At 62.8% G+C, this 18,258-nt stretch carries 20 protein-coding genes; 11 read left to right on the top strand and 9 right to left on the bottom strand.

Going from position 1 to position 18,258, the window contains the following annotated elements; translation table 11 throughout:
• Window positions 1-71 precede the first annotated feature (71 nt).
• On the bottom strand, window positions 72-221 hold the full coding sequence (locus IV454_RS07310) for a hypothetical protein (protein ID WP_206090929.1): 150 nt from the start codon (window positions 219-221) through the stop codon (window positions 72-74).
• Window positions 211-1,287 (bottom strand): type IV toxin-antitoxin system AbiEi family antitoxin, encoded by a 1,077-nt coding sequence (locus tag IV454_RS07305; RefSeq protein ID WP_206090928.1) that lies wholly within the window; start codon window positions 1,285-1,287, stop codon window positions 211-213. Before IV454_RS07305 ends, IV454_RS07310 begins: the two co-directional genes overlap by 11 nt.
• A 380-nt stretch (window positions 1,288-1,667) precedes the next feature.
• On the opposite strand from IV454_RS07305, the gene IV454_RS07300 reads away from it, so the two are divergent.
• A complete protein-coding gene (locus IV454_RS07300; protein WP_206090927.1) occupies window positions 1,668-1,910 on the top strand; it encodes a DUF2283 domain-containing protein in 243 nt (80 codons plus the stop codon).
• A 63-nt stretch (window positions 1,911-1,973) separates the two neighbouring features.
• Here the strand turns inward: IV454_RS07300 and IV454_RS07295 are convergent, their stop codons facing one another.
• Window positions 1,974-3,212, bottom strand: a complete 1,239-nt coding sequence (locus tag IV454_RS07295) for a D-amino acid dehydrogenase (protein ID WP_206090926.1) — start codon at window positions 3,210-3,212, stop codon at window positions 1,974-1,976.
• A gap of 344 nt (window positions 3,213-3,556) precedes the next feature.
• Here IV454_RS07295 and IV454_RS07290 point away from each other — a divergent pair, with 344 nt between their 5' ends.
• Window positions 3,557-4,297 carry a GntR family transcriptional regulator gene (locus IV454_RS07290; protein WP_054265320.1) on the top strand — a complete coding sequence of 247 codons (741 nt, stop codon included), beginning with the start codon at window positions 3,557-3,559 and terminating at the stop codon, window positions 4,295-4,297.
• 248 nt (window positions 4,298-4,545) lie between these two features.
• Here IV454_RS07290 and IV454_RS07285 read toward each other — a convergent pair whose 3' ends face one another.
• On the bottom strand, window positions 4,546-4,992 hold the full coding sequence (locus IV454_RS07285; RefSeq protein ID WP_206090925.1) for a PIN domain-containing protein: 447 nt from the start codon (window positions 4,990-4,992) through the stop codon (window positions 4,546-4,548).
• A complete protein-coding gene (locus IV454_RS07280; RefSeq protein ID WP_206090924.1) occupies window positions 4,983-5,387 on the bottom strand; it encodes a hypothetical protein in 405 nt (134 codons plus the stop codon). The genes IV454_RS07285 and IV454_RS07280 overlap by 10 nt, the downstream gene beginning before the upstream one ends.
• 273 nt (window positions 5,388-5,660) lie before the next feature.
• On the opposite strand from IV454_RS07280, the gene IV454_RS07275 reads away from it, so the two are divergent.
• From IV454_RS07275 to IV454_RS07235, 9 genes are all read left to right on the top strand, one after another.
• Window positions 5,661-6,542: an N-acetylmuramic acid 6-phosphate etherase gene (locus tag IV454_RS07275; protein WP_206090923.1), complete on the top strand. Its 882-nt coding sequence runs from the start codon at window positions 5,661-5,663 to the stop codon at window positions 6,540-6,542.
• A 64-nt stretch (window positions 6,543-6,606) separates the two neighbouring features.
• Window positions 6,607-7,881 carry an MFS transporter gene (locus IV454_RS07270; RefSeq protein WP_206090922.1) on the top strand — a complete coding sequence of 425 codons (1,275 nt, stop codon included), beginning with the start codon at window positions 6,607-6,609 and terminating at the stop codon, window positions 7,879-7,881.
• Window positions 7,878-9,002, top strand: a complete 1,125-nt coding sequence (locus tag IV454_RS07265) for an acyltransferase family protein (protein WP_206090921.1) — start codon at window positions 7,878-7,880, stop codon at window positions 9,000-9,002. Before IV454_RS07270 ends, IV454_RS07265 begins: the two co-directional genes overlap by 4 nt.
• Before the next feature lie 85 nt (window positions 9,003-9,087).
• On the top strand, window positions 9,088-10,650 hold the full coding sequence (locus tag IV454_RS07260) for a glycoside hydrolase family 10-like protein (RefSeq protein WP_229522111.1): 1,563 nt from the start codon (window positions 9,088-9,090) through the stop codon (window positions 10,648-10,650).
• Window positions 10,647-11,543, top strand: a complete 897-nt coding sequence (locus IV454_RS07255; protein WP_206090919.1) for an N-acetylglucosamine kinase — start codon at window positions 10,647-10,649, stop codon at window positions 11,541-11,543. Before IV454_RS07260 ends, IV454_RS07255 begins: the two co-directional genes overlap by 4 nt.
• Before the next feature lie 162 nt (window positions 11,544-11,705).
• Window positions 11,706-12,500 (top strand): N-acetylmuramoyl-L-alanine amidase, encoded by a 795-nt coding sequence (locus IV454_RS07250; protein WP_206090918.1) that lies wholly within the window; start codon window positions 11,706-11,708, stop codon window positions 12,498-12,500.
• 83 nt (window positions 12,501-12,583) lie between these two features.
• Window positions 12,584-13,195, top strand: coding sequence for a M15 family metallopeptidase (locus IV454_RS07245; RefSeq protein ID WP_206090917.1), 612 nt, complete (start codon window positions 12,584-12,586; stop codon window positions 13,193-13,195).
• Between the two features lie 127 nt (window positions 13,196-13,322).
• Entirely contained in the window at window positions 13,323-13,706 is a 384-nt protein-coding gene (locus IV454_RS07240) for a DUF7668 domain-containing protein (protein ID WP_206090916.1), read from the top strand.
• 102 nt (window positions 13,707-13,808) lie between these two features.
• Window positions 13,809-14,237, top strand: a complete 429-nt coding sequence (locus tag IV454_RS07235) for a GNAT family N-acetyltransferase (RefSeq protein WP_206090915.1) — start codon at window positions 13,809-13,811, stop codon at window positions 14,235-14,237.
• A gap of 19 nt (window positions 14,238-14,256) precedes the next feature.
• Here the strand turns inward: IV454_RS07235 and IV454_RS07230 are convergent, their stop codons facing one another.
• The 4 genes from IV454_RS07230 to IV454_RS07215 all read right to left on the bottom strand — a co-directional run bounded on the left by IV454_RS07230 (window position 14,257) and on the right by IV454_RS07215 (window position 18,206).
• Complete coding sequence (locus tag IV454_RS07230) at window positions 14,257-14,556, bottom strand: antibiotic biosynthesis monooxygenase family protein (protein WP_206090914.1); 300 nt, start codon at window positions 14,554-14,556, stop codon at window positions 14,257-14,259.
• A gap of 244 nt (window positions 14,557-14,800) precedes the next feature.
• Window positions 14,801-16,954 (bottom strand): peptidase domain-containing ABC transporter, encoded by a 2,154-nt coding sequence (locus tag IV454_RS07225; protein WP_206090913.1) that lies wholly within the window; start codon window positions 16,952-16,954, stop codon window positions 14,801-14,803.
• Between the two features lies 1 nt (window position 16,955).
• Entirely contained in the window at window positions 16,956-17,519 is a 564-nt protein-coding gene (locus IV454_RS07220; RefSeq protein ID WP_206090912.1) for a hypothetical protein, read from the bottom strand.
• 51 nt (window positions 17,520-17,570) lie between these two features.
• Entirely contained in the window at window positions 17,571-18,206 is a 636-nt protein-coding gene (locus IV454_RS07215; RefSeq protein WP_206090911.1) for a hypothetical protein, read from the bottom strand.
• Between the last annotated feature and the right edge of the window lie 52 nt (window positions 18,207-18,258).

The following is an 18,258-nucleotide window of genomic DNA, read 5'->3' as shown; positions in this document are numbered from 1 at the left end:
GCGGCGTGCGTATGTGCGTGCGGACAGAGCGCGGATGCGGCGCGGGGGTGGTTTGGAGCGGCCTGTACTTGCTACTTTGCGCCGAAGCCTGCCTTGAACTGTCCCAACAGCCTGGCTGCGTAATCTTCCGGGTCGGCCTTGGTGAGCAGTGCGCGGGCCATGTCGCTGCTCAGGGCATCGGTGCCATCGATGGGGGTCTTGAGTTGGAGTTCAGTTCCCATTTTTCAGATGCTGGTAGATCATCGCGGCAACCTCGAGATTGCGGGGTTCCATGCTGGCGACCAGATCGGCGTAGGCGAGCAGCGGCGGCACGCTGGCTGGCGTTGCGTTGTCGATCGGTGGCAGCTCCCAGAATTTTTCCAGTATTTCGATGTCCCCATCCGGATCGGCCCGCAACTTGTTTTGAATGACCAGCTTGCCCAGGTTTTGCCGCATGCTCGAGCCGTGCATATAGATGGTAATCTTTTCGGGCTTCAGGTAACCGGTCAATTGGTCGGCTGCCACTTCGCCGCCCCACACCGCTTCAAAACGGGCGATATCGACACTCTTCCACCAGTCGCGCTGCGACGCCCGGAAGCGCTGCGGAGCGAGTTTCGGGCGCAGCATGATCGGGTACATCGTCGCCCATTCGCTTATCAGCCTTTCCTTTTCCAGGAAGCGGCGGCCGCTCTTGGCATTGATGATGAATCCCCGCCTTGCGAGGTCCTGGATGATCGCACCGACGGCGCCAAGCGAGACGCCGGCGGCCCGGCTGAGAACGCGATACGGTGCGTTCAGCAGTTCAGGTGCGCAGAGCAGCACGAAGGCCAGTCGTAAAGCGCCGGGGCCGCCGGCACGTACGCCGTCGCTCAGAGCCTCGCTCAGTGCGCTGCCCTTGCCGGGGCGTTGTCCTTTTACGAGTACCAGCATGCCTGGCGCTTGCAGATATGCATTGCCATCGGCATCGATGAACTGCACGCCGATGTCGCGGCATTTGCCGGCGAGTTCGGCTGACATTCTTGGGGCCGCCAGCAGCCACGGGCAGGGTGCCTCGGCGAATTGCTGCTTGACCTGATGAAGCAGCGCCATGCGGTCGATGTGTTTGATCTCGACGAGATAGCGATACGACCTGCCGTCGATGGACAGCTCAAGGTCCGCATCCGCGCGGGTTCCATGGTCATTGCTTGGCTCGAATGCGAGCACTTTCCCGCTAATGCCGGTGGTGGAAGCCAGGGCATCGATAGCCGTCTCTAGTGCCAGCTCGGCGTTTCGCTGCTTGCTGTTATCGAGTGGAGCTGGTTTGTTCATTTTTCTTCTCTGTTCACGTACATCGACATTGGAAGTCTTTGAGCGAGGTGTCAAGGTCTGTTCATGCTTTCCTTATGTTCACGTAACATGAACATGGCATAATCTTGAACAACTGCAATACATCTTGTGCACACTTGCCTTGGCGTCAGGCGTAAACTCATGCTACGTGGCGGCAATAGCGTCCACCTGTTGTCGTCCCGCCGCGCCGATGCAGAAATGCTGCCAGGCGCAAGGAGCCCTCCTGCGCGCCCGGAGCACGTCGTAAAGATCTTGTATGCTGCACCCTCCCCCGCGCTGATGCTTGGCCTGTATTGGAGAACAAGCTTTCTCCGTTACAGGCGATTCGCACGCATTCTTGATTTGGCGCCTGAAAGATCGTTATGGCAAATGGAAAAATTGAATTGAAGATTGCTGAAACGGACCTTCAAGAGGACCCGGAATACGATCCTGAAGACGACAGCCTGGTTGCGTACCTGAGTCTGCCCGATCACCCGGGAGAGAACACATCTGGCTGTGTCAAAAAAATGGTGCGTCTGTCCGACCTCATCGACTATCAAGGCGTGGATATCTACATGGACTTTGACGCTGCCGGACGCCTCATCGGCATTGAAATCCTGGAATAGCGGCCGCGTTTGAGTGGAATCGGGGCGGCTCAACCGCCCCCTTGCGCGCTACCCCATCCATCGTCAACCGCCCAGAGCAAGCCCCTCCAGGCTGATCGGCGGCGCCTGGCCCCGCATCACAGCAGCCAATATGCTGGCCGAGCCGCACGCAAACGTAAATCCCAGCGGCCCGTGCCCAACGTTCAGCCACAGGTTGCTCACCGGCGTGGCCCCGATGATCGGTGCGCTGCTTGGCGTAGCCGGGCGCAGGCCGGCCCACGCAGTCGCCGTCCCGTAATCGGCCGCCCGCGGCATCGTCGCGCGCGCCTGGCGCAGCAGCCCGGCGATGCGGCCCGCATCGAGCGACACATCCTCGCCCACCATGTCGACCATGGCCGCCACGCGCAACTGGTCGCCGATGCGCGCGTACAGCACCTTGCGCTCGAAGTCGGTCACGCTGATCTGCGGCGGACAGTCGCCCGGCCGCACCGGCGCGCTCAGGCTGTAACCCTTGAGCGGATACAGCGGCAGGTAAATGCCCGCCGTGGCCGCCAGGGTGCGGCTGCGGATGCCCGCCGCCAACACGTAATCGTCCGCCGCCAGCATGCCGGCGCTGGTGTCGAGCCATGCCACCCTGCCCTTTTCCAGCAGGAAGCCGCGAGCCTCGCTGCGCACGATGCCGCGAAAACGCGGATGCGCGTGCAGGCGCTGCCCCAGCCCGGTACAAAAGGCGTGGCAGTCGGCCACTGCCTCGCCCCGGTTCAACACGCCGCCGGCCAGCACCGATTGCGCCGCCGCCAGCGCCGGTTCGGCCGCCACGCAAGCGGCCGCCGACAGCACCTCGCCGCCCGCATCGGCGCGCGCCGCAGCCGCATCGAACAGCTTGCCGGAACGGTACACCACCAGCTTGCCGGCCTCCCTCCAGCCATACTGCGCGCGCGGGAAGATATCGTCCAGCTGACCCATCGCGCTGCGGCTCAGCTCGCCAAGCTGGAGCAATCGCGCCGTGGTGCGGCGATGGATGCCGGCATCGCAGTGCGCCACGAACTGCGCCAGCCAGCGCCACTGGCGGCGGTCGGCTTCAGGCCGGAAGCGCAGCGGCCCATCTTTTTGCAACAGCCAGCGCAGCGCCTTGAGCGGCACCCCGGCATCGGCGAACGGCGCCACGTAGCGGTAGCTGAGCTGGCCGCCATTGCGGAAACTGGCGCCGGCGCCCAGCGTCTCCTCGCGTTCGAGCAGGGTCACGCCGAAGCCGGCCTCCAGCAGCCACCAGGCTGATGCCAGTCCCACCACCCCGCCGCCGATCACGATGACTTCCCGCATGCCGCTCCACCTTTGTTGACCTCCATGGCAGCAGCTTACGCACAGGCGGCCGCGCGCGCCAATGATTCCGGCGCCGGTGCCCATAAGCGCGATTCATATGTCTTGTCTATGCGCTAATATGTCTGGCGCCTTTGTCAGCATGGCATAAAATTTCCTCGATGGCGGTGGGAGCGGGGCGGCCAATCAGGCTAGAATGCAAGACGAATGCGGCCATCACGTGCCGGTATGCGCGCCGCCGATCATGTCATGACGGTGCCTGCCGACCGGCGGCGGCATGACGATTACACTGATGCGCACGCCAGCATGGCGGCAGCACAGGATCGATGACCATGAGCGGAACCGTAATGAGCACTACCCACACCGATTTCAAGGTCGATTTGAACGACAATTCCCCGCTGTACATGCAAGTGGCGCGCAAACTGATCCAGGACGTGCGCGACGGGCGCTACCAGGTCGACCAGGCGCTGCCGTCCGAACGGCTGCTGTCCGAGCAGCTCGACGTCTCGCGCGTGACCGCGCGCAAGGCCATCGACCAGCTGGTCGAGCAGGGCTTGGTGGTGCGCCGCCGCGGCTCGGGCAACTACGTGGCGCCGCGCATCGAGCAGCCGCTGTCGAACCTGTCGAGCTTTTCCGAGCAGTTGCAGCAGCGCGGCTACCGTCCCGGTTCGCAATGGCTCAGCCGCTCGGTGATCGTCGCCAGCGCCGACGAGCAACTGAGCCTGGGCTTGTCGCCGAATGCCCGCGTGGCCCGCCTCGAACGCCTGCGCCTGGCCGACGATGTCGTCATGGCCTACGAGGTCAGCGTGATTCCGGCCAGCGTGCTGCCCAAGCCTGAGGCGGTCGGCAACTCCCTGTACGAGCACCTGGCCACCACCGGCCACACCCCCGTGCGTGCACTGCAACATATCCGCGCCATGAATGCCGGCGCCGTGCTGGCCGGCCAGCTCGGCGTGCCGGAAGGCCAGGCGGTGCTGTACATCACGAGGGTCGGCTACCTGGAGTCGGGCCAGGCGGTCGAGCTGACCCATTCGTATTGCCGCAGCGACCATTACGATTTCGTGGCGGAGATGCGGCGCGTCGCGTAGCGCGTCGCCTAGCGCGTCGCATAGGGAAGTGCTGATCAATTCCCTTTCTGGATTTGCGGACCGCGCTTGGAGATTCGGCGCTGTCCAGGCACGGCAGGTGCATGCTGGTCAGCCGGTTGCGCGCGCCGCGTGGCCCCGATCCGAATGACGTCGGCCGGCATTTTCTGCAGCATCTGGCCGCCGCCAAAGCCTTGGGGCGATCGACGCTGATCGGTGTCGGGCCGCTGGACCTCGGCCGCGCAATCTCGTTATCTCGGCTTGGGCAGTTTCAAGTCCAGTACGGCCTCGCCGCTAAGCTGATACGGCATGCGTATTAATGGACTGGTGTACCCCATCACATCACGCGTGACCATGTAGCGCCCCTCTGATTCCGCAGTAGCGAGAACGATAGCATCAGGCAGTTTGATCCCCCTGTTTGGGCCGAGAATGCTGTTGGCCCTGATGTCGATCGCCTTGTCAGTGATTTTCTGATTGATCTGGATAACAAGGAGGCCGGCGAGCTTCGCCATCGAATCAGCAAACTCCGCAGTCGTTATCGTTCCCTTACCAACGTCGCGTCGAAACCCAATAGCAAACTCCATGTAGGTGATGTTGCTTATCGCGATGTCCGTGTCATACAGGAGCTCTTTCCTTGCATCGGGCACCCCGTTGAAGAAGTCGATAACAATATTGGTATCAATTAATGCTATCGCCATTCTTCGCGCATTTCTCGTTGGAACTCCACAGCGTCACCGCCGAAGACACCCTTTCCTTTAAGGCTGCCAAAGGCGCTCATGAACTTCGCCAAGTCTGGCGACTGAGCGGGTTCAGCAACAGCAGGCGCCTGAGCTTCGAGCTTCGCGTTATCCGTCTTTTTGATTGCCTCCTTGATTCGGTTGCGATAAGCATTGCCGCTCAGTTCGCCGAAAATGACAGTGCGGCCGGTAGCCACCTCTTTCATCTTGATTACGAGTCGTCTCTTGACTGAAAGCACCGTAATGTCGTTCACTTCGACCGACGTATCACGAAACATCTGGCGTGGGGACGCTGCGGCCTCACCCCTTAGTCGTTTCCAACGAGATCGACCAAGCGTCTTCACCGGGTCTGTCATATGGCACCTCATTTTGGTTTGATCCTGAGACCAGTTTAGCGCACTTCTGGTCGTTATCGCCTTGCTCAATACGATATACCTGTGAGTCAACGCCGCGAGGAAAACGCTCTTAAAACGGAAAAATTGGCTGGCTCAACGGTCGAGACATCACCGATGCCGCTCTTCGGAAACGCAGCCCCAAAAACTTCGCGCCGCCAGCCAGAATCGTCAATTGATCAGCGCTTCCTTAGCAGTTTGGAATTACACTAGGGGGTCGAAACAGCGGAGCGGCCCATGTTGAACACAGAAACCCCCGACCGGCAGCATGCGGACCTGGATCTGTACCCCACCGCCGAACTGGTCGACACCCTCATCGACGACCAGTTCGGCGCCGTGCGCGCGGTGCACGCCGCGTCCGGCCAGATTGCCGCCGCCGTCACGGCCGCCCTGCCGCGCATCGATGCCGGCGGGCGCCTCATGTATGTGGGCGCCGGCACCTCGGGCCGCCTCGGCGTGCTCGACAGCGTTGAACTGTACCCCACCTTTTCCTGGCCGCACGAGCGCGCGCTGGCGCTGCTGGCCGGCGGCATCGACGCCATGTTCGTCGCCGTCGAAGGCGCCGAGGATGACAGCGCCCAGGGCGCGGCCGACCTGCGCGCGCTCAACCCGGGGCGCGACGACGTGGTGCTGCTGCTGGCCGCCTCCGGCGCCACGCCCTACGTGCTGGGCGCCCTGCGCGCCGCCGCCGCGGCCGGCGCCCTGACAATCGGCTTCGCCAACAATCCCGACGCGCCCGTGGTGCGCGAAGCGCAGATCGGCATCACGCTCGATACCGGCCCGGAAATCATTTCCGGCAGCACCAGGCTGAAAGCCGGCACATCCCAGAAAATTGCCCTGAACACCTTTTCGAGCGCCCTGATGGTGCGTTTACACAAGGTCTACGGCAACCTGATGGTAGACTTGAAGCCAACCAATGCCAAGCTGGTGCTGCGCGCGGTCCGCCTGACGATGTTTGCCACCGGCGCCGACGAGGCCGCCGCCCGCGCGGTGCTGGAACAATGCGATTTCCATGTCAAGGTCGCCATCGTGGCCCTGACCAAAAAAACCAGTATCGCCCAGGCCAGGGTCTTGCTTGAGAGCGCGCGCGGCAGCGTGCGCCAGGCACTGGCCGCCTGACTGTCTGTGCGTGGCTTGCGCGGGGCGGCGGCGGCCGTCCGGCCTGCATGATCACGAAAGAATTATGCAAACTGCGCAACAGAAAAGTCCGTGGCTGTGGGTGCCTTCCCTGTATTTCGGCCAAGCCATTCCCTATGTGGTGGTGATGACCCTGTCGGTCCTGATGTACAAGGACCGCGGCGTGAGCAACGACGATATCGCCTTCTACACCAGCTGGCTGTACCTGCCCTGGGTCATCAAGCCGCTCTGGTCGCCCCTGGTCGACCTGGTGCGCACCAAGCGCTGGTGGATCGTCAACATGCAGCTGGCCATCGGCGCCGGGCTGGGCGCGGTCGGCTTCACCATGCACTTGCCGGGCTGGTTCCAGATCAGCCTGGGTGTGCTGTGGGTGATGGCTTTCTTTTCCGCCACCCACGATATCGCCGCCGACGGTTTTTATATGCTGGGCTTGAAGCAATACCAGCAAGCCGCCTTTGTCGGCGTGCGCAGTACCTTTTACCGGCTGGCCACGATTGCCGGCGGCGGCGCCATGGGCATGCTGGCCGGCCATCTGACCACCCGCACCGGCGACGCGGTCTTTGCCTGGACGGTCACGTTCTCCGTGCTGGCGGCGCTGTTCGTGGGCCTGTTCGCCTATCACAGCGTGGTGCTGGAGCGCCCGGCCGAGGACCAGACCGTGCCTGGGGGCGACAACAAACTGGCCGAATTCTTTGCCACCTTTGCCTCTTTTTTCGGCAAGCGCGACATTTGGCTGATCCTCGGCTTCATTCTCACGTTCCGCCTGGGCGAATCGCAGTTGCTCAAGCTGGCGATTCCCTTCATGAAGGATCCGGTCATCAAGGGTGGCCTCGGCATGACGACCTCGCAGATCGGGCTCGCTTACAGCACCATCGGCATTATCGCGCTGACCCTGGGCGGCCTGCTGGGCGGCTTCCTGATTTCGCGCCTGGGCCTGAAACGCTGCCTGTGGCTGATGGTGTTCGCGGTACACATTCCCGACGTCGTGTTCGTCTTCCTGGCCACTGCCTTGCCGCAGAATTTCATGCTGATCGCCGCCAGCATCGCGCTGGAGCAGTTCGGCTACGGTTTCGGTTTCACCGCCATGATGCTGTACATGATCATGGTCTCGGACGGCGAACATAAAACGGCCCACTACGCCATCTGTACCGGGCTGATGGCACTCGGCATGATGGTGCCGGGCATGTACAGCGGCAAAATCCAGGAATTCCTTGGGTACCAGCATTTCTTCATCTACGTGTGCCTGATGACCATTCCGGCCTTCATCATGGCGGCGCTGGTGAAGATCGATCCGGAATTTGGCAAGAAGACGGACAAATGACGGCGCCAGCCCGCCTTGCCTCGCTGGACGCCTTCCGCGGCTTCACCATTGCGGCCATGACCCTGGTCAACAATCCGGGCGACTGGAGCCACCTGTATTCCCAGCTGGAGCACGCCCACTGGCATGGCTGGACCTTCACCGACTGGATTTTCCCCTTTTTTCTCTTCATCGGCGGGGTCTCGATGGCGCTCTCGCTAGGGCGCCTGGCCGCGGCCGGGGCCGACAAGCCGACCCTGCTGCGCAAGCTGGCCGTGCGCGCCGCCATCATCTTCCTGATCGGCCTGGCGCTGAACCTGATCCCCGGCTTCGACCTGTCCACCGTGCGCATTCCCGGCGTGCTGCAGCGCATCGCCATCTGCACCCTGCTGGCCGCGCCCATCGTGCTGTATTTCAGCTGGCGCCAGCAAGTGCTGTGGATTATCGGCCTGCTGGCGCTCTACAGCGTGCTGATGCTGCGGGTGCCGGTGCCCGGCATCGGCGCCGGCGTGCTCGAACCGGGCCAGGACGTCGGCGCCTGGATCGACCGCCTGCTGCTGGACGGCCACCTGTGGCCTCAGTCCAAGACCTGGGACCCGGAAGGTTTGCTCTCGACCATTCCGGCCCTGTGCAGCCAGTTGCTGGGCGTGCTGGCGGGGCGCTGGCTGCTCTCAAGCCACTCGCGCACCGAACAGACCGTCTGGATGCTGCTGGCCGGCCTGGCCCTGCTGTGGATCGGCGCCGTGCTCGACGTCGTGCTCATGCCGATCAACAAGAGCCTGTGGACACCATCTTTCTGCCTGTTCATGACGGGCTGGGCGCTGATCGTATTTTCCAGCTTTTACTGGCTGCTCGACGCCAATCCCCACCTCCCGTTGCGCAGCGCGGCGGCGCGCTGGAGCACGCCATTGATTATCTACGGCATGAACGCGCTGTTCATTTTCGCGTTTTCCGGGCTGGTGTCTACAATGCTGGGCTTTATCGAGGTCGGCGGTGTGACCCTGGCGCAACGCCTGTATGCACAGGTGAGTGCGCTAGGCGTGTCGCCTGTGAACAGCTCTTTGCTTTATGCTCTGCTGTTTAACGCGGCGATGTTCTTGCTTGCATGGTGGATGTGGCGCAGGAAGTGGTTTGTAAAAGTTTAGATTGGGGAATGGTTTGCAGCCGAACAGGACAAGACGCGCATTCGCGCTAGCAGGGGTAGCCGGCGCCATGGCGCTGGGCGGGTTGATGACAGCGTGTACCACGGCCACGCCGGAGGCGGGAACGGGCGGGGCCGTGGGCGTGGTGCCCAGTCCGGCCACCATCCAGGGTGGCAGCGAGACCGTGCCGCCGCTGGCGCCGCGCGAATTTCGCGCCGCCTGGGTGTCGACGGTGGCCAATATCGACTGGCCCTCGCGCGCCAACCTGCCGGCCGAGAAACAGCAGGCCGAGGCGCTCGCCATTCTGGACCGCGCCAAGGCCATGAACCTGAACGCCATCGTGTTGCAGGTGCGGCCGAGCGCCGACGCCATCTATCCCTCCAAGCTGGAACCGTGGACCGAGTACCTGAGCGGCACCCAGGGCCAGGCGCCGCAACCGTGGTACGACCCGCTCAAGTTCTGGGTCACGCAAGCCCATGCGCGCGGACTGGAATTGCACGCCTGGTTCAACCCTTACCGCGCGCGCCATGCTACCGCCAAGTCGCCCCCCTCGCACGACCATATTTCCAAGGCCAATCCGGCGGCGGTGAAGAGTTATGGGCGCTTTTTGTGGATGGACCCGGGCGAAGAATCGGCGTCCAAACACACCCTGGACGTGATTCTGGACGTGGTGCGCCGCTACGATATCGATGGCGTGCACCTGGACGACTATTTCTATCCGTATCCGATCGAAGCGCCCGGCGCCAGCGGCGCGGAAACGGCTGCGCTCGACGGCGCCTATGTGCCCAAGGCCGAGCTGGAGTTTCCCGACCAGCCCGCCTGGCAGCGCTATCTGCTCTCCGGCGGCAAGCTGGAGCGTGCCGACTGGCGCCGCCAGAATGTCAACAAGCTGATCGAAGCCTTGTACGCAGGCATCCACCGCGAGAAAAGCTGGGTGCGTTTCGGCATCAGTCCCTTCGGCATCGGCCGTCCGGACCGGCGCCCGCGCGGCATCGTCGGTTTCAGCCAGTACGACAAGTTGTACGCCGACGCCGAACTGTGGCTCGCCAGCGGCTGGCTCGACTATCTTTCGCCCCAGCTGTACTGGGCCATCGGCCAGGCCCCGCAAGCGTACGACGTGCTGCTCGACTACTGGGTGGGGCAGAACGGCAAGCGGCGCCATATCTGGCCGGGCCTGTTCACCAGCCGCATCGGGGCTGCCAGCAAGGGCTACCAGGCCAATGAAATCGTGCAGCAGATCGGCGTCACCCGCAGCCGTCCTGGTGCCGGCGGCCACGTGCATTTCAGCATGGTGGCGCTGATGGATAACCGCCAGGGCATCAGCGATCAGCTCAAGAGCGGCCACTATGTCGCCCCGGCGCTGGTGCCGGCCTCGCCGTGGCTTGGCGACGACGCGCCCGGCCCGCCAACCGTCACCGCGCGGCGCGAGGGTAACGGCGTGGCCCTGAAACTCACGGCCGGCAAGTCGAATGCGCAGTACGCGATCTGGTCGCGCCACGGCGGCGAATGGCGCTTCGCCGTGGTGCCCGCGTCACGCGCCGACTGGACCGTGCTGGACGACGCCAAACTCGGCCCTGCCAGCGCCGTGTTTGTCAGCGCGGTGGACCGCCTGGGTAATGAGGGCGAACGCATTCCGGTCCTCAAGCCATGAGTGGAGCGGGCCTCGGCATCGATGCCGGCGGCACCCGCACGCGCTGGGCGCTGGCGGCGGCCGACGGCGCGATCGTGGCCGAGGGCGAGGTGGCCGGTTTGTCCGCCTTGCAGATGGGCAGCGCGGACGGGCATGCCAAGGTGCAAGCCAGTTTTGCCGCGCTGGCGGCCACGGTGCTGGCCCATGGGCGGCCGCAGGCGGTGCGCGCCGGGCTGACCGGCTTCGGCGGCGATGGCGCGCAACTGCGGCAGTGGCTGGCCGGCCCGCTCGGCTTGCCGGATGAAAAGGTCGTGCTGTGCAGCGATATCGAAATCGCCTATCTCGCCAGTTTTGCGCCGGGCGAGGGCTATCTGGTGTATGCCGGCACCGGCTCGATCGGCGCCTGGATCGATGCTGGCGGCGTGTTCCACCGCGCCGGCGGCCGTGGCGTGATGCTCGACGATGGCGGTGGCGGCTTCTGGATCGCGCGCGAGGCGCTGCGCCACATCTGGCGCAATGAGGATGAAGAACCGGGCCGCTGGCGCGCGTCGCCCATGGCGCAGGCGGTGTTCGCGCAGATTGGCGGCGACGATTGGGCGCTGTCGCGCCAGTTCATCTATGGACAGGAACGCGGCGAGGTGGGCCGGCTGGCGCTGGCGGTGGCTGCCAGTGCCGAGGCCGATCCTGTGGCGGCCGCGATCCTGAAGGAAGCGGGATTCGAACTGGCGCGCCTGGCGCTGGCCTTGACGGCGCGTTTTGGCACAAGGCCGGTGGTGCTGGCGGGCCGCGCCGCCGCACTCCATCCCTTGATAGTGAACACGATGCGCGCCGGCTTGCCGGATACGATAGGCTTGACGCAGACGACGGCCCGCGCTCATCATGCTGCGGCGCGGATTGCCGCGGCCTGGACCTGAGCGCCGTCATTCGCGCCACCTCCGTCGCTCCCGCGGAGGCGGGAGCCCAAGTTCGTGCCGCAGCTAACGACTGAGCGGCGAACTTGGGTTCCCGCCTGCGCGGGAACGACGGGGGTAAATTCAACGCTACCGCTACCGTTACCTCTACCTCTACCTTTGCCCATGAAAACCCTGCTCGCCACCCTCCTGATCGCCCTGCTGTCCGGCTGCGCCACCGGCCCCGCCATCGACCACAGCTACTCGGCCAAGGGCCAGAGCAGCAGGGTCAAGTTCGTCATCCTGCACTACACGGCCATCAACCTGCCGCAATCGATCAAGGTCTTGACCGAGCAAACGGTCAGCAGCCACTACCTGCTGACCGACGAAGCCACCCCCGTCGTCTACGGACTGGTCGATGAAACGCGCCAGTCCAACCACGCCGGCGTATCGAACTGGAAAAACTACACCCTGCTCAACGGTAACTCGATCGGCATCGAAATCGTCAATCCCGGCTTCACCACCACCTCGGGCGGGCGCATCTGGTATCCCTTCCCGCAAGCCCAGGTGGACCGCCTGATCGTGCTGCTGCAAGACATCGTCAAGCGCCACAACATCCCGCCGGAAAACATCCTCGGCCACAGCGACATCGCCCCCCAGCGCAAGCAGGATCCGGGACCGATGTTCCCGTGGTTCCAGCTGGCCCAGCACGGCCTGGCGGTCTGGCCCGACGCCGCCAGGGTCGCCGCCGCGCGTCCCGTGTACGACCTGCTGCTGCCCGACGTGGCCTGGTTCCAGGCGCGCCTGGCGACGGTCGGCTACGCGCTGCCGCAGACCGGCCTGCTCGACGAAGCGACCCGCAACGTCATCGGCGCCTTCCAGATGAAATACCGCCCGGCCAACATCGACGGTACGCCGGACGCCGAAACGGCAGCCCTGCTCGACGCGCTGACCACACCCGCCGCCAAGCCAGCGGCATAACAGGACGGGGACCGCATCATGCGCCTGCGCCACATCGACGTGTTCCACGCCATCATGCAGGCGGGGACGATCGGGGCGCCATCATGATCGAGGGCTTGCCGATCGAACAGCTTGGGCTGAGCGCCGACTTCCGGCACTTGTCCGATATTGCCGGCATCGCGGTCGACTTGCGCTATGCTGGTGTCGACAACTTCACCGGGCGCGACCTGTATTCGCCGTTCGACTGCGCCTGGCTGCACCGCGACGCCGCCGCCGCGCTGGAGCGGGTGGTGGCCTGGCTGGCGCACGAGCGGCCCGGCTGCACCGCGCTGATCCTCGACGCGCTGCGTCCGCAGCGGGTGCAGGAAGCGCTGTGGGATGCGCTCGGCGGCACCGGCCTGCGCATGTACCTGGCCCCACCCGAGCGCGGTTCCATCCACTCCTTCGGCATGGCGCTCGATATCACCCTTCTCGGCGAGGATGGGCGCGAACTCGACATGGGCACCGCCTTCGACGACATGAGCGAGCGCTCGCACCCGGCGCGCGAGGCGCTGCTGCTGGCGCGTGGCGAACTGACCCGACAGCAGCTGGACAATCGCCAACTGCTGCGCGCGGCGATGGCGCAGGGCGGATTTGTCGGCATCGCCAGCGAATGGTGGCATTTCGATTGCGGCAACCGCGAGCGGGTAAGGCAAACCTTCCGGCGCGTGCTGTAAGTCACCCCCTTAGACGCACATTGACAGAAGTCCCATTCATTGGCGAAACGTCTTAATGGTGTGCGCAGAGGCAGGGACGTCAGGCACGCCCTCCCCGATATAAGGAACTTCATAATGGGAAGTAAAAATGAGCGATATTGTTCCTGTTTTAAAAGATGAGCACAATCAAGGCCCGATCCCGACTGCGTGGCGCCCTGTCTTTGCCGCCGTAGTGGAGGGATTGAAAGAGGGCGATGTCGATGCGGTGCGACGTGTAGAAGGCATTCGTTCACTTTCGGAAAAAGATGCGATCCGAATTGCCGACAACATACGGCGCTATGGGGCGAAATTGGTCAGCTTGCCAGAAGAGACATGGCAAACCTCGGCATGCCAATGGATGATCGGGTATTGGGATGCCCTGATCGATCTGTACACTGTTGAAGAAGGGGCTAGCGATTTGGCCTTGGCTGTTCGTGTCTACGACGAAGGCACAGCCTACGCTTTCGACATTGTTTCAGTGCATGTGCCGTAAAGATAGCTAGCCGGGGCCGGCTCGGCGGTAGCGGCGGACACGCTGTCCAGCCGCAGCGCGTGCACGCCGGCGCCGTTTGCCTGTTACGATAAGGCATTCTTAATGCGCGGCGCACGCCGCCTCCTGCCCATGAACATCAGCCTGGACGACCAGATCGGCGACGCCGAAGTCATTGCCCTGTACCGCGCCAACGCGTGGTCTTCCGCCGACAAGCCCGAGCAGCTGATGGCCGCGCTGCGCAACTCGCACAGCCTGGTCACGGCGCGTGAAAATGGCGTGCTGGTCGGCATCGGCAACGCCATCTCGGACGGCCATCTGGTGGTGTATTACCCGCATTTCCTGGTCGACCCAGGGCACCAGCGCAAGGGTATCGGGCGCCTGATGATGCAAGCGATGTGCGCGCGCTACGCCGGCTTTCACCAGCAAATGCTGACGGCCGACGGCGAGGCCATCGCCTTTTATGAATCGCTCGGTTTTACCCGCGCGGGCCGTACCGCGCCGATGTGGATCTACGCCGGCAGCGAGCACTGAACCCTCTGTCGCGCCGGCTTCAGAACCCGGTCAGGACTGTGCGCACATGTTCCATGTGGGTCGGCCCGGCCACGAATCCGCCCGCCAGCTTGCGAAATTGTTGGATTTCCTCGCTGGCCGTGAAATGCACGGTGTGGTCTTCCAGTGTTTCCCAGGCGATCACCACTTTGTAGGTGTCGGGGTTTTCTACCGAGCGCTCCAGCCGCAGCGAGCGGCAGCCGCGCGATCGCTGGAACAGGGGGACTGCCTCGGCGATGGCGGCTTCGAAAGCGGCATGGGTATCGGGTTTGATCGGGATCGTCACAATTTCGTAGAACATCGGAGCTCTTCAGGTTGGTGGATGGGACAAACTTGCCCGGTCGGCGAAGGTGAATTTCATATCAACGCCACCGACCAAACCATGCAAGTCTACATTGCTTGTGCCGATGCCGCTGCAGATGCTCATGATGCAACGGCCGAAGGATTGGTGATGAGAAATGGCAGGGTTGTGACAGGCTATTGGAAGAAGTCCCAGACTAGAACAATAAGCAAACAAGGCCGGGAGAACCCGGCCTTGCTCGTTTTTAGGCGCTAGCCAGCTCGGCCTTAGGCTCAGCCGACGCGTCTGGTGGCGGCGTAGTCGAAATCGGCCCATCAAAGACAATCGCGCCATCCTGTAACGCGATCATGCGGCGTGCGGATGCAATGGTTTCTGGCCGATGCGCCACGATGATGCGCGTCATGTCGAGAGCCGCGATGGCGGCGTTGACCTCACGCTCCAGTAGGACATCGAGCGCACTGGTCGCCTCGTCCATCACCAGGATCTTGGGCCGCTTATACAGCGCCCGTGCCAGCAGTACTCGCTGCTTTTGGCCGCCGGACAGACTACTCCCCATATCCGCGATGATGGTTTCATAGTGCATCTGCATGCGCTCGATATCGGCGTCGACCCGCGCAAGTTGTGCGCAGTGTTTGATGTGCGCCATGTCGGGCCGCTCAGCGTGGAAGCAGATGTTTTCCTTGAGCGAACCGGACAGCAACACATCGTCCTGCATGACAGCCGCCAGCGCACGGCGATAGCCGCGAACTCCGAGCTGGGGGATCGGGATGCCCCCATAGCGAATCTCCCCATAGGTTGGCTGCAGGCTTCCCATCAGCAGCTTGATCAGCGTTGTTTTGCCGCAGCCGGAGGCACCCACGATCGCTACCGACTCCCCTGGTTCAATGGTTAAGTTGATGCTGCGCAGCACCCACGGCTCATTGTCGCCATAGCGGTAGCAGACATTGACCAGCTCCAGTTTGGGAATTAGCTGATCGACATCCTGCGCATGCTCCACGTCGTTTTCTCCGGGCTCCAGAACAATATCGGCCAGGCGTTCGCAATGCAAAGACAGCATCTTGTAGTCGACGAACACATTGATCAGGGCGCTCATGCGCGCCGTGAACATGCCGCTGTAGACCGTCAGGGCGATCAGCATACCCACCGTGAACTCGCCTTTCATCACCAGACCGGCGCCGAGCCATAGAACCAGAGCCGCAGAAAGGGCGCCGATCGTGGTGTTGATGTTGCTGAACCACAGGCCCATCACCTGCGTACGCACATGACGGTTGACCGTGTCGGTCTTCATCGAAAGCCAATGGGCGCGGCGGTCGAGTTCTCGCCCGAACAGCTTGATCGGGCCTATCGCTCGGATGGTTTCCATGAGACAGGTCTGTTCCTTGGCTGCGAGCGCCAAGCCTTCCAGGTTGGCATCGCGCAGTGGGCGGTAGAACAGCGCTCTCAGGATGGCATAGAGGGCGACGGTCAGGCCGACCACGCCTGCCAGAAGGGGGCTGTAGAGGATCATCATGCCCATCGTCAAGGTTGCCATAATTCCGTCGAGGACGGCGCTGATGGCGCGCGTGGTCAACAAGTCCTGGATTGGGCCGACCGAACCGAAGCGCGACATGACGTCACCGAGCTGGCGTTTCTCGAACCAGTGCATGGGCAGGCGCACCATCCGTCCGAAGACATCGCTGACCCATTGCAGGTTCAGGTGCGTTGTGAGGTACAGGATGGTGGTGCTCCGCATGTACGAGAGCGCGCTCTGCATCAGGATAAGCAGGGCCAGCCCGAGCATCAGCACATTGCGCAGGCTGGCGTCGTTCGACATCAGTACGTCATCAATCATAAATTGGTTGAACCTGGGTGCGGCCAGCGTCAGGAGTTCCAGCCCGAGCGCAATGGCGAACAATAGACTGAACGATCGCCACCAGCCATCGAGCTTGCCAATCAACGCTTTCACCGATACTTTGCGCCGCTCATCGACGGGGCTGAATTCAGTAGCGCGCTCCAGTTCGAGTGCGTTCCCGGTGAATTCGCGGCTAATTTCTGCGTACGATAGATGACGCACGCCAACGGCCGGGTCGTGTATCACCACTTTCTTGGCCGTGGCACGGCGCAACACTACGAAATGATTTAATCCCCAATGCAGGATGGCCGGGGTTTTAAGATCGCGCAATTCGTCCAGGCTCAACGACAGCGCCCGGCTGGACAGGCGCAGCCGGTCCGCGTACTCGGTCAAGGTCAGCATACTGGTCCCATTGAGGGACACGGCAAACCGCCCTCGCAAGGTGGCCAAATCGGTACGCAAGCCCAGGTATGAGGCGACCATGGCCAGGCACGACAGGCCACACTCGGCTACCTCCGTCTGGAGGATCAGCGGCAAGTGCCCGCCGCGAAAGGAAGAGTAGCTCATATCAGTTCCTGAGCTTCCAGAGATTGCCGCGCAAATGCTCGCGCACCGCCGCAAGAATGTGCCGGGGGCCACGCAGTTCGATCCTGTTGTCGCTGTATCGCCATAAATCCACATCCTGTTCAGACCAAAAAATCCACTCATTTTTCACGCTGTGCCGATGCCGAAAATGAACATGCGCTTCGCTGGATTTTTCGTTATCGACGATATAGTTAAAATCTTCGAGCATGCGCTCGGCGACCTCCCGAATTAAGGGGGTCGGATCACGGCGCGTCGTGATGGTCAACTTTTCAGGAAGGAAGCGGTATGGTCCCATCCACAAGCCACCGCTCATGGCGCCTACAAGCGCCCAAGGCAAGACACGGGGATCGGAGGCCCAAAGCAGCACAGCCCCCGACACTGCCAGTGCCCCTACCGCAAGAAGACAAATGACCCATGCAAACATGCGGCCTGTGAGAAAGGGCCAGAAGTAGCGCCACAGACTATGATCCCGCTCGACAGCAGACAAGGTGAAAGGCGGTGGCGGTTGGTCGGGTAGTTCGTCGGTACTTTTTTGATAACCTATCATTACGGGCTCCTGGAAGCAGCCGCAATGTGCATCGCGGCTGCAATTGCTGGATTAGGCGGCCATCTGCATTACGCGGTCATTCCCATACACGGGGTGAGCCACGATCTGCGTTTCAGCAGGCGCAGGCCCCATGATTGGGATCTGGCGCGGATAAGAACCTGGCCCTTCAAAGTGGCCTGTAGGGTGATCGCGCTGGAGCAAATAGTATGTCCCAGCTCCGACGAAGGCCCCGATGACGATGCCAGCAACTGCGCCACCTGGGCCGGCGGCGGCACCAACGCCCATTCCTTCGAGTGCACCTGTGACGATTGCTGCCGTTGCGGCTCCTGCTACTCGTGCAGCGGCACCGATGAGCGCAGTATCGAATGCTTGGTGATCGAAACTCAGCGGCCCTGGCTCAACCCAAGCGCCAAGGTAAGCCCCGCCTTCCCAAGGCGCTTCGCCCGGCTGGTGAACTTGAATCGGTGGCGCCTGCTGTTCCAGCACCAAGGACACACCCTTGATTTCTACGACAGCGTCCGCACCACCTTCGATACCGACCGCCATAATGTCGTAGACGAAGCCACTCCCGCCACCGTCACCGCCCGACCCAGGCAGACCGCCACCACCCTCACCGCCGGGCTGGCCGCCGTCAGGTTCGGACCCACCAACCAGTTGACGCAACACTTCCTTGTCCAGCACTTGCATACACTCTCCCATCATTGGTTTAAATCCGTGCCCCGCGCTGACACGGTGTTGT

The sequence above is a fragment of the Massilia antarctica genome (assembly GCF_015689335.1).
In the GTDB taxonomy this organism is placed as follows: Bacteria; Pseudomonadota; Gammaproteobacteria; order Burkholderiales; family Burkholderiaceae_D; genus Telluria_A; species Telluria_A antarctica.
The sequence above is the reverse complement of the archived record's forward strand: the minus strand, read 5'-3'. Positions and strand labels throughout refer to the sequence as shown.

Coding starts and splice junctions, on each gene's coding strand:
- IV454_RS07310 (WP_206090929.1), bottom strand. CDS start 221: ATGGGAACTGAACTCCAACTCAAGACCCCCATCGATGGCACCGATGCC.
- IV454_RS07305 (WP_206090928.1), bottom strand. CDS start 1,287: ATGAACAAACCAGCTCCACTCGATAACAGCAAGCAGCGAAACGCCGAG.
- IV454_RS07300 (WP_206090927.1), top strand. CDS start 1,668: ATGGCAAATGGAAAAATTGAATTGAAGATTGCTGAAACGGACCTTCAA.
- IV454_RS07295 (WP_206090926.1), bottom strand. CDS start 3,212: ATGCGGGAAGTCATCGTGATCGGCGGCGGGGTGGTGGGACTGGCATCA.
- IV454_RS07290 (WP_054265320.1), top strand. CDS start 3,557: ATGAGCACTACCCACACCGATTTCAAGGTCGATTTGAACGACAATTCC.
- IV454_RS07285 (WP_206090925.1), bottom strand. CDS start 4,992: ATGGCGATAGCATTAATTGATACCAATATTGTTATCGACTTCTTCAAC.
- IV454_RS07280 (WP_206090924.1), bottom strand. CDS start 5,387: ATGACAGACCCGGTGAAGACGCTTGGTCGATCTCGTTGGAAACGACTA.
- IV454_RS07275 (WP_206090923.1), top strand. CDS start 5,661: ATGTTGAACACAGAAACCCCCGACCGGCAGCATGCGGACCTGGATCTG.
- IV454_RS07270 (WP_206090922.1), top strand. CDS start 6,607: ATGCAAACTGCGCAACAGAAAAGTCCGTGGCTGTGGGTGCCTTCCCTG.
- IV454_RS07265 (WP_206090921.1), top strand. CDS start 7,878: ATGACGGCGCCAGCCCGCCTTGCCTCGCTGGACGCCTTCCGCGGCTTC.
- IV454_RS07260 (WP_229522111.1), top strand. CDS start 9,088: ATGACAGCGTGTACCACGGCCACGCCGGAGGCGGGAACGGGCGGGGCC.
- IV454_RS07255 (WP_206090919.1), top strand. CDS start 10,647: ATGAGTGGAGCGGGCCTCGGCATCGATGCCGGCGGCACCCGCACGCGC.
- IV454_RS07250 (WP_206090918.1), top strand. CDS start 11,706: ATGAAAACCCTGCTCGCCACCCTCCTGATCGCCCTGCTGTCCGGCTGC.
- IV454_RS07245 (WP_206090917.1), top strand. CDS start 12,584: ATGATCGAGGGCTTGCCGATCGAACAGCTTGGGCTGAGCGCCGACTTC.
- IV454_RS07240 (WP_206090916.1), top strand. CDS start 13,323: ATGAGCGATATTGTTCCTGTTTTAAAAGATGAGCACAATCAAGGCCCG.
- IV454_RS07235 (WP_206090915.1), top strand. CDS start 13,809: ATGCGCGGCGCACGCCGCCTCCTGCCCATGAACATCAGCCTGGACGAC.
- IV454_RS07230 (WP_206090914.1), bottom strand. CDS start 14,556: ATGTTCTACGAAATTGTGACGATCCCGATCAAACCCGATACCCATGCC.
- IV454_RS07225 (WP_206090913.1), bottom strand. CDS start 16,954: ATGAGCTACTCTTCCTTTCGCGGCGGGCACTTGCCGCTGATCCTCCAG.
- IV454_RS07220 (WP_206090912.1), bottom strand. CDS start 17,519: ATGATAGGTTATCAAAAAAGTACCGACGAACTACCCGACCAACCGCCA.
- IV454_RS07215 (WP_206090911.1), bottom strand. CDS start 18,206: ATGCAAGTGCTGGACAAGGAAGTGTTGCGTCAACTGGTTGGTGGGTCC.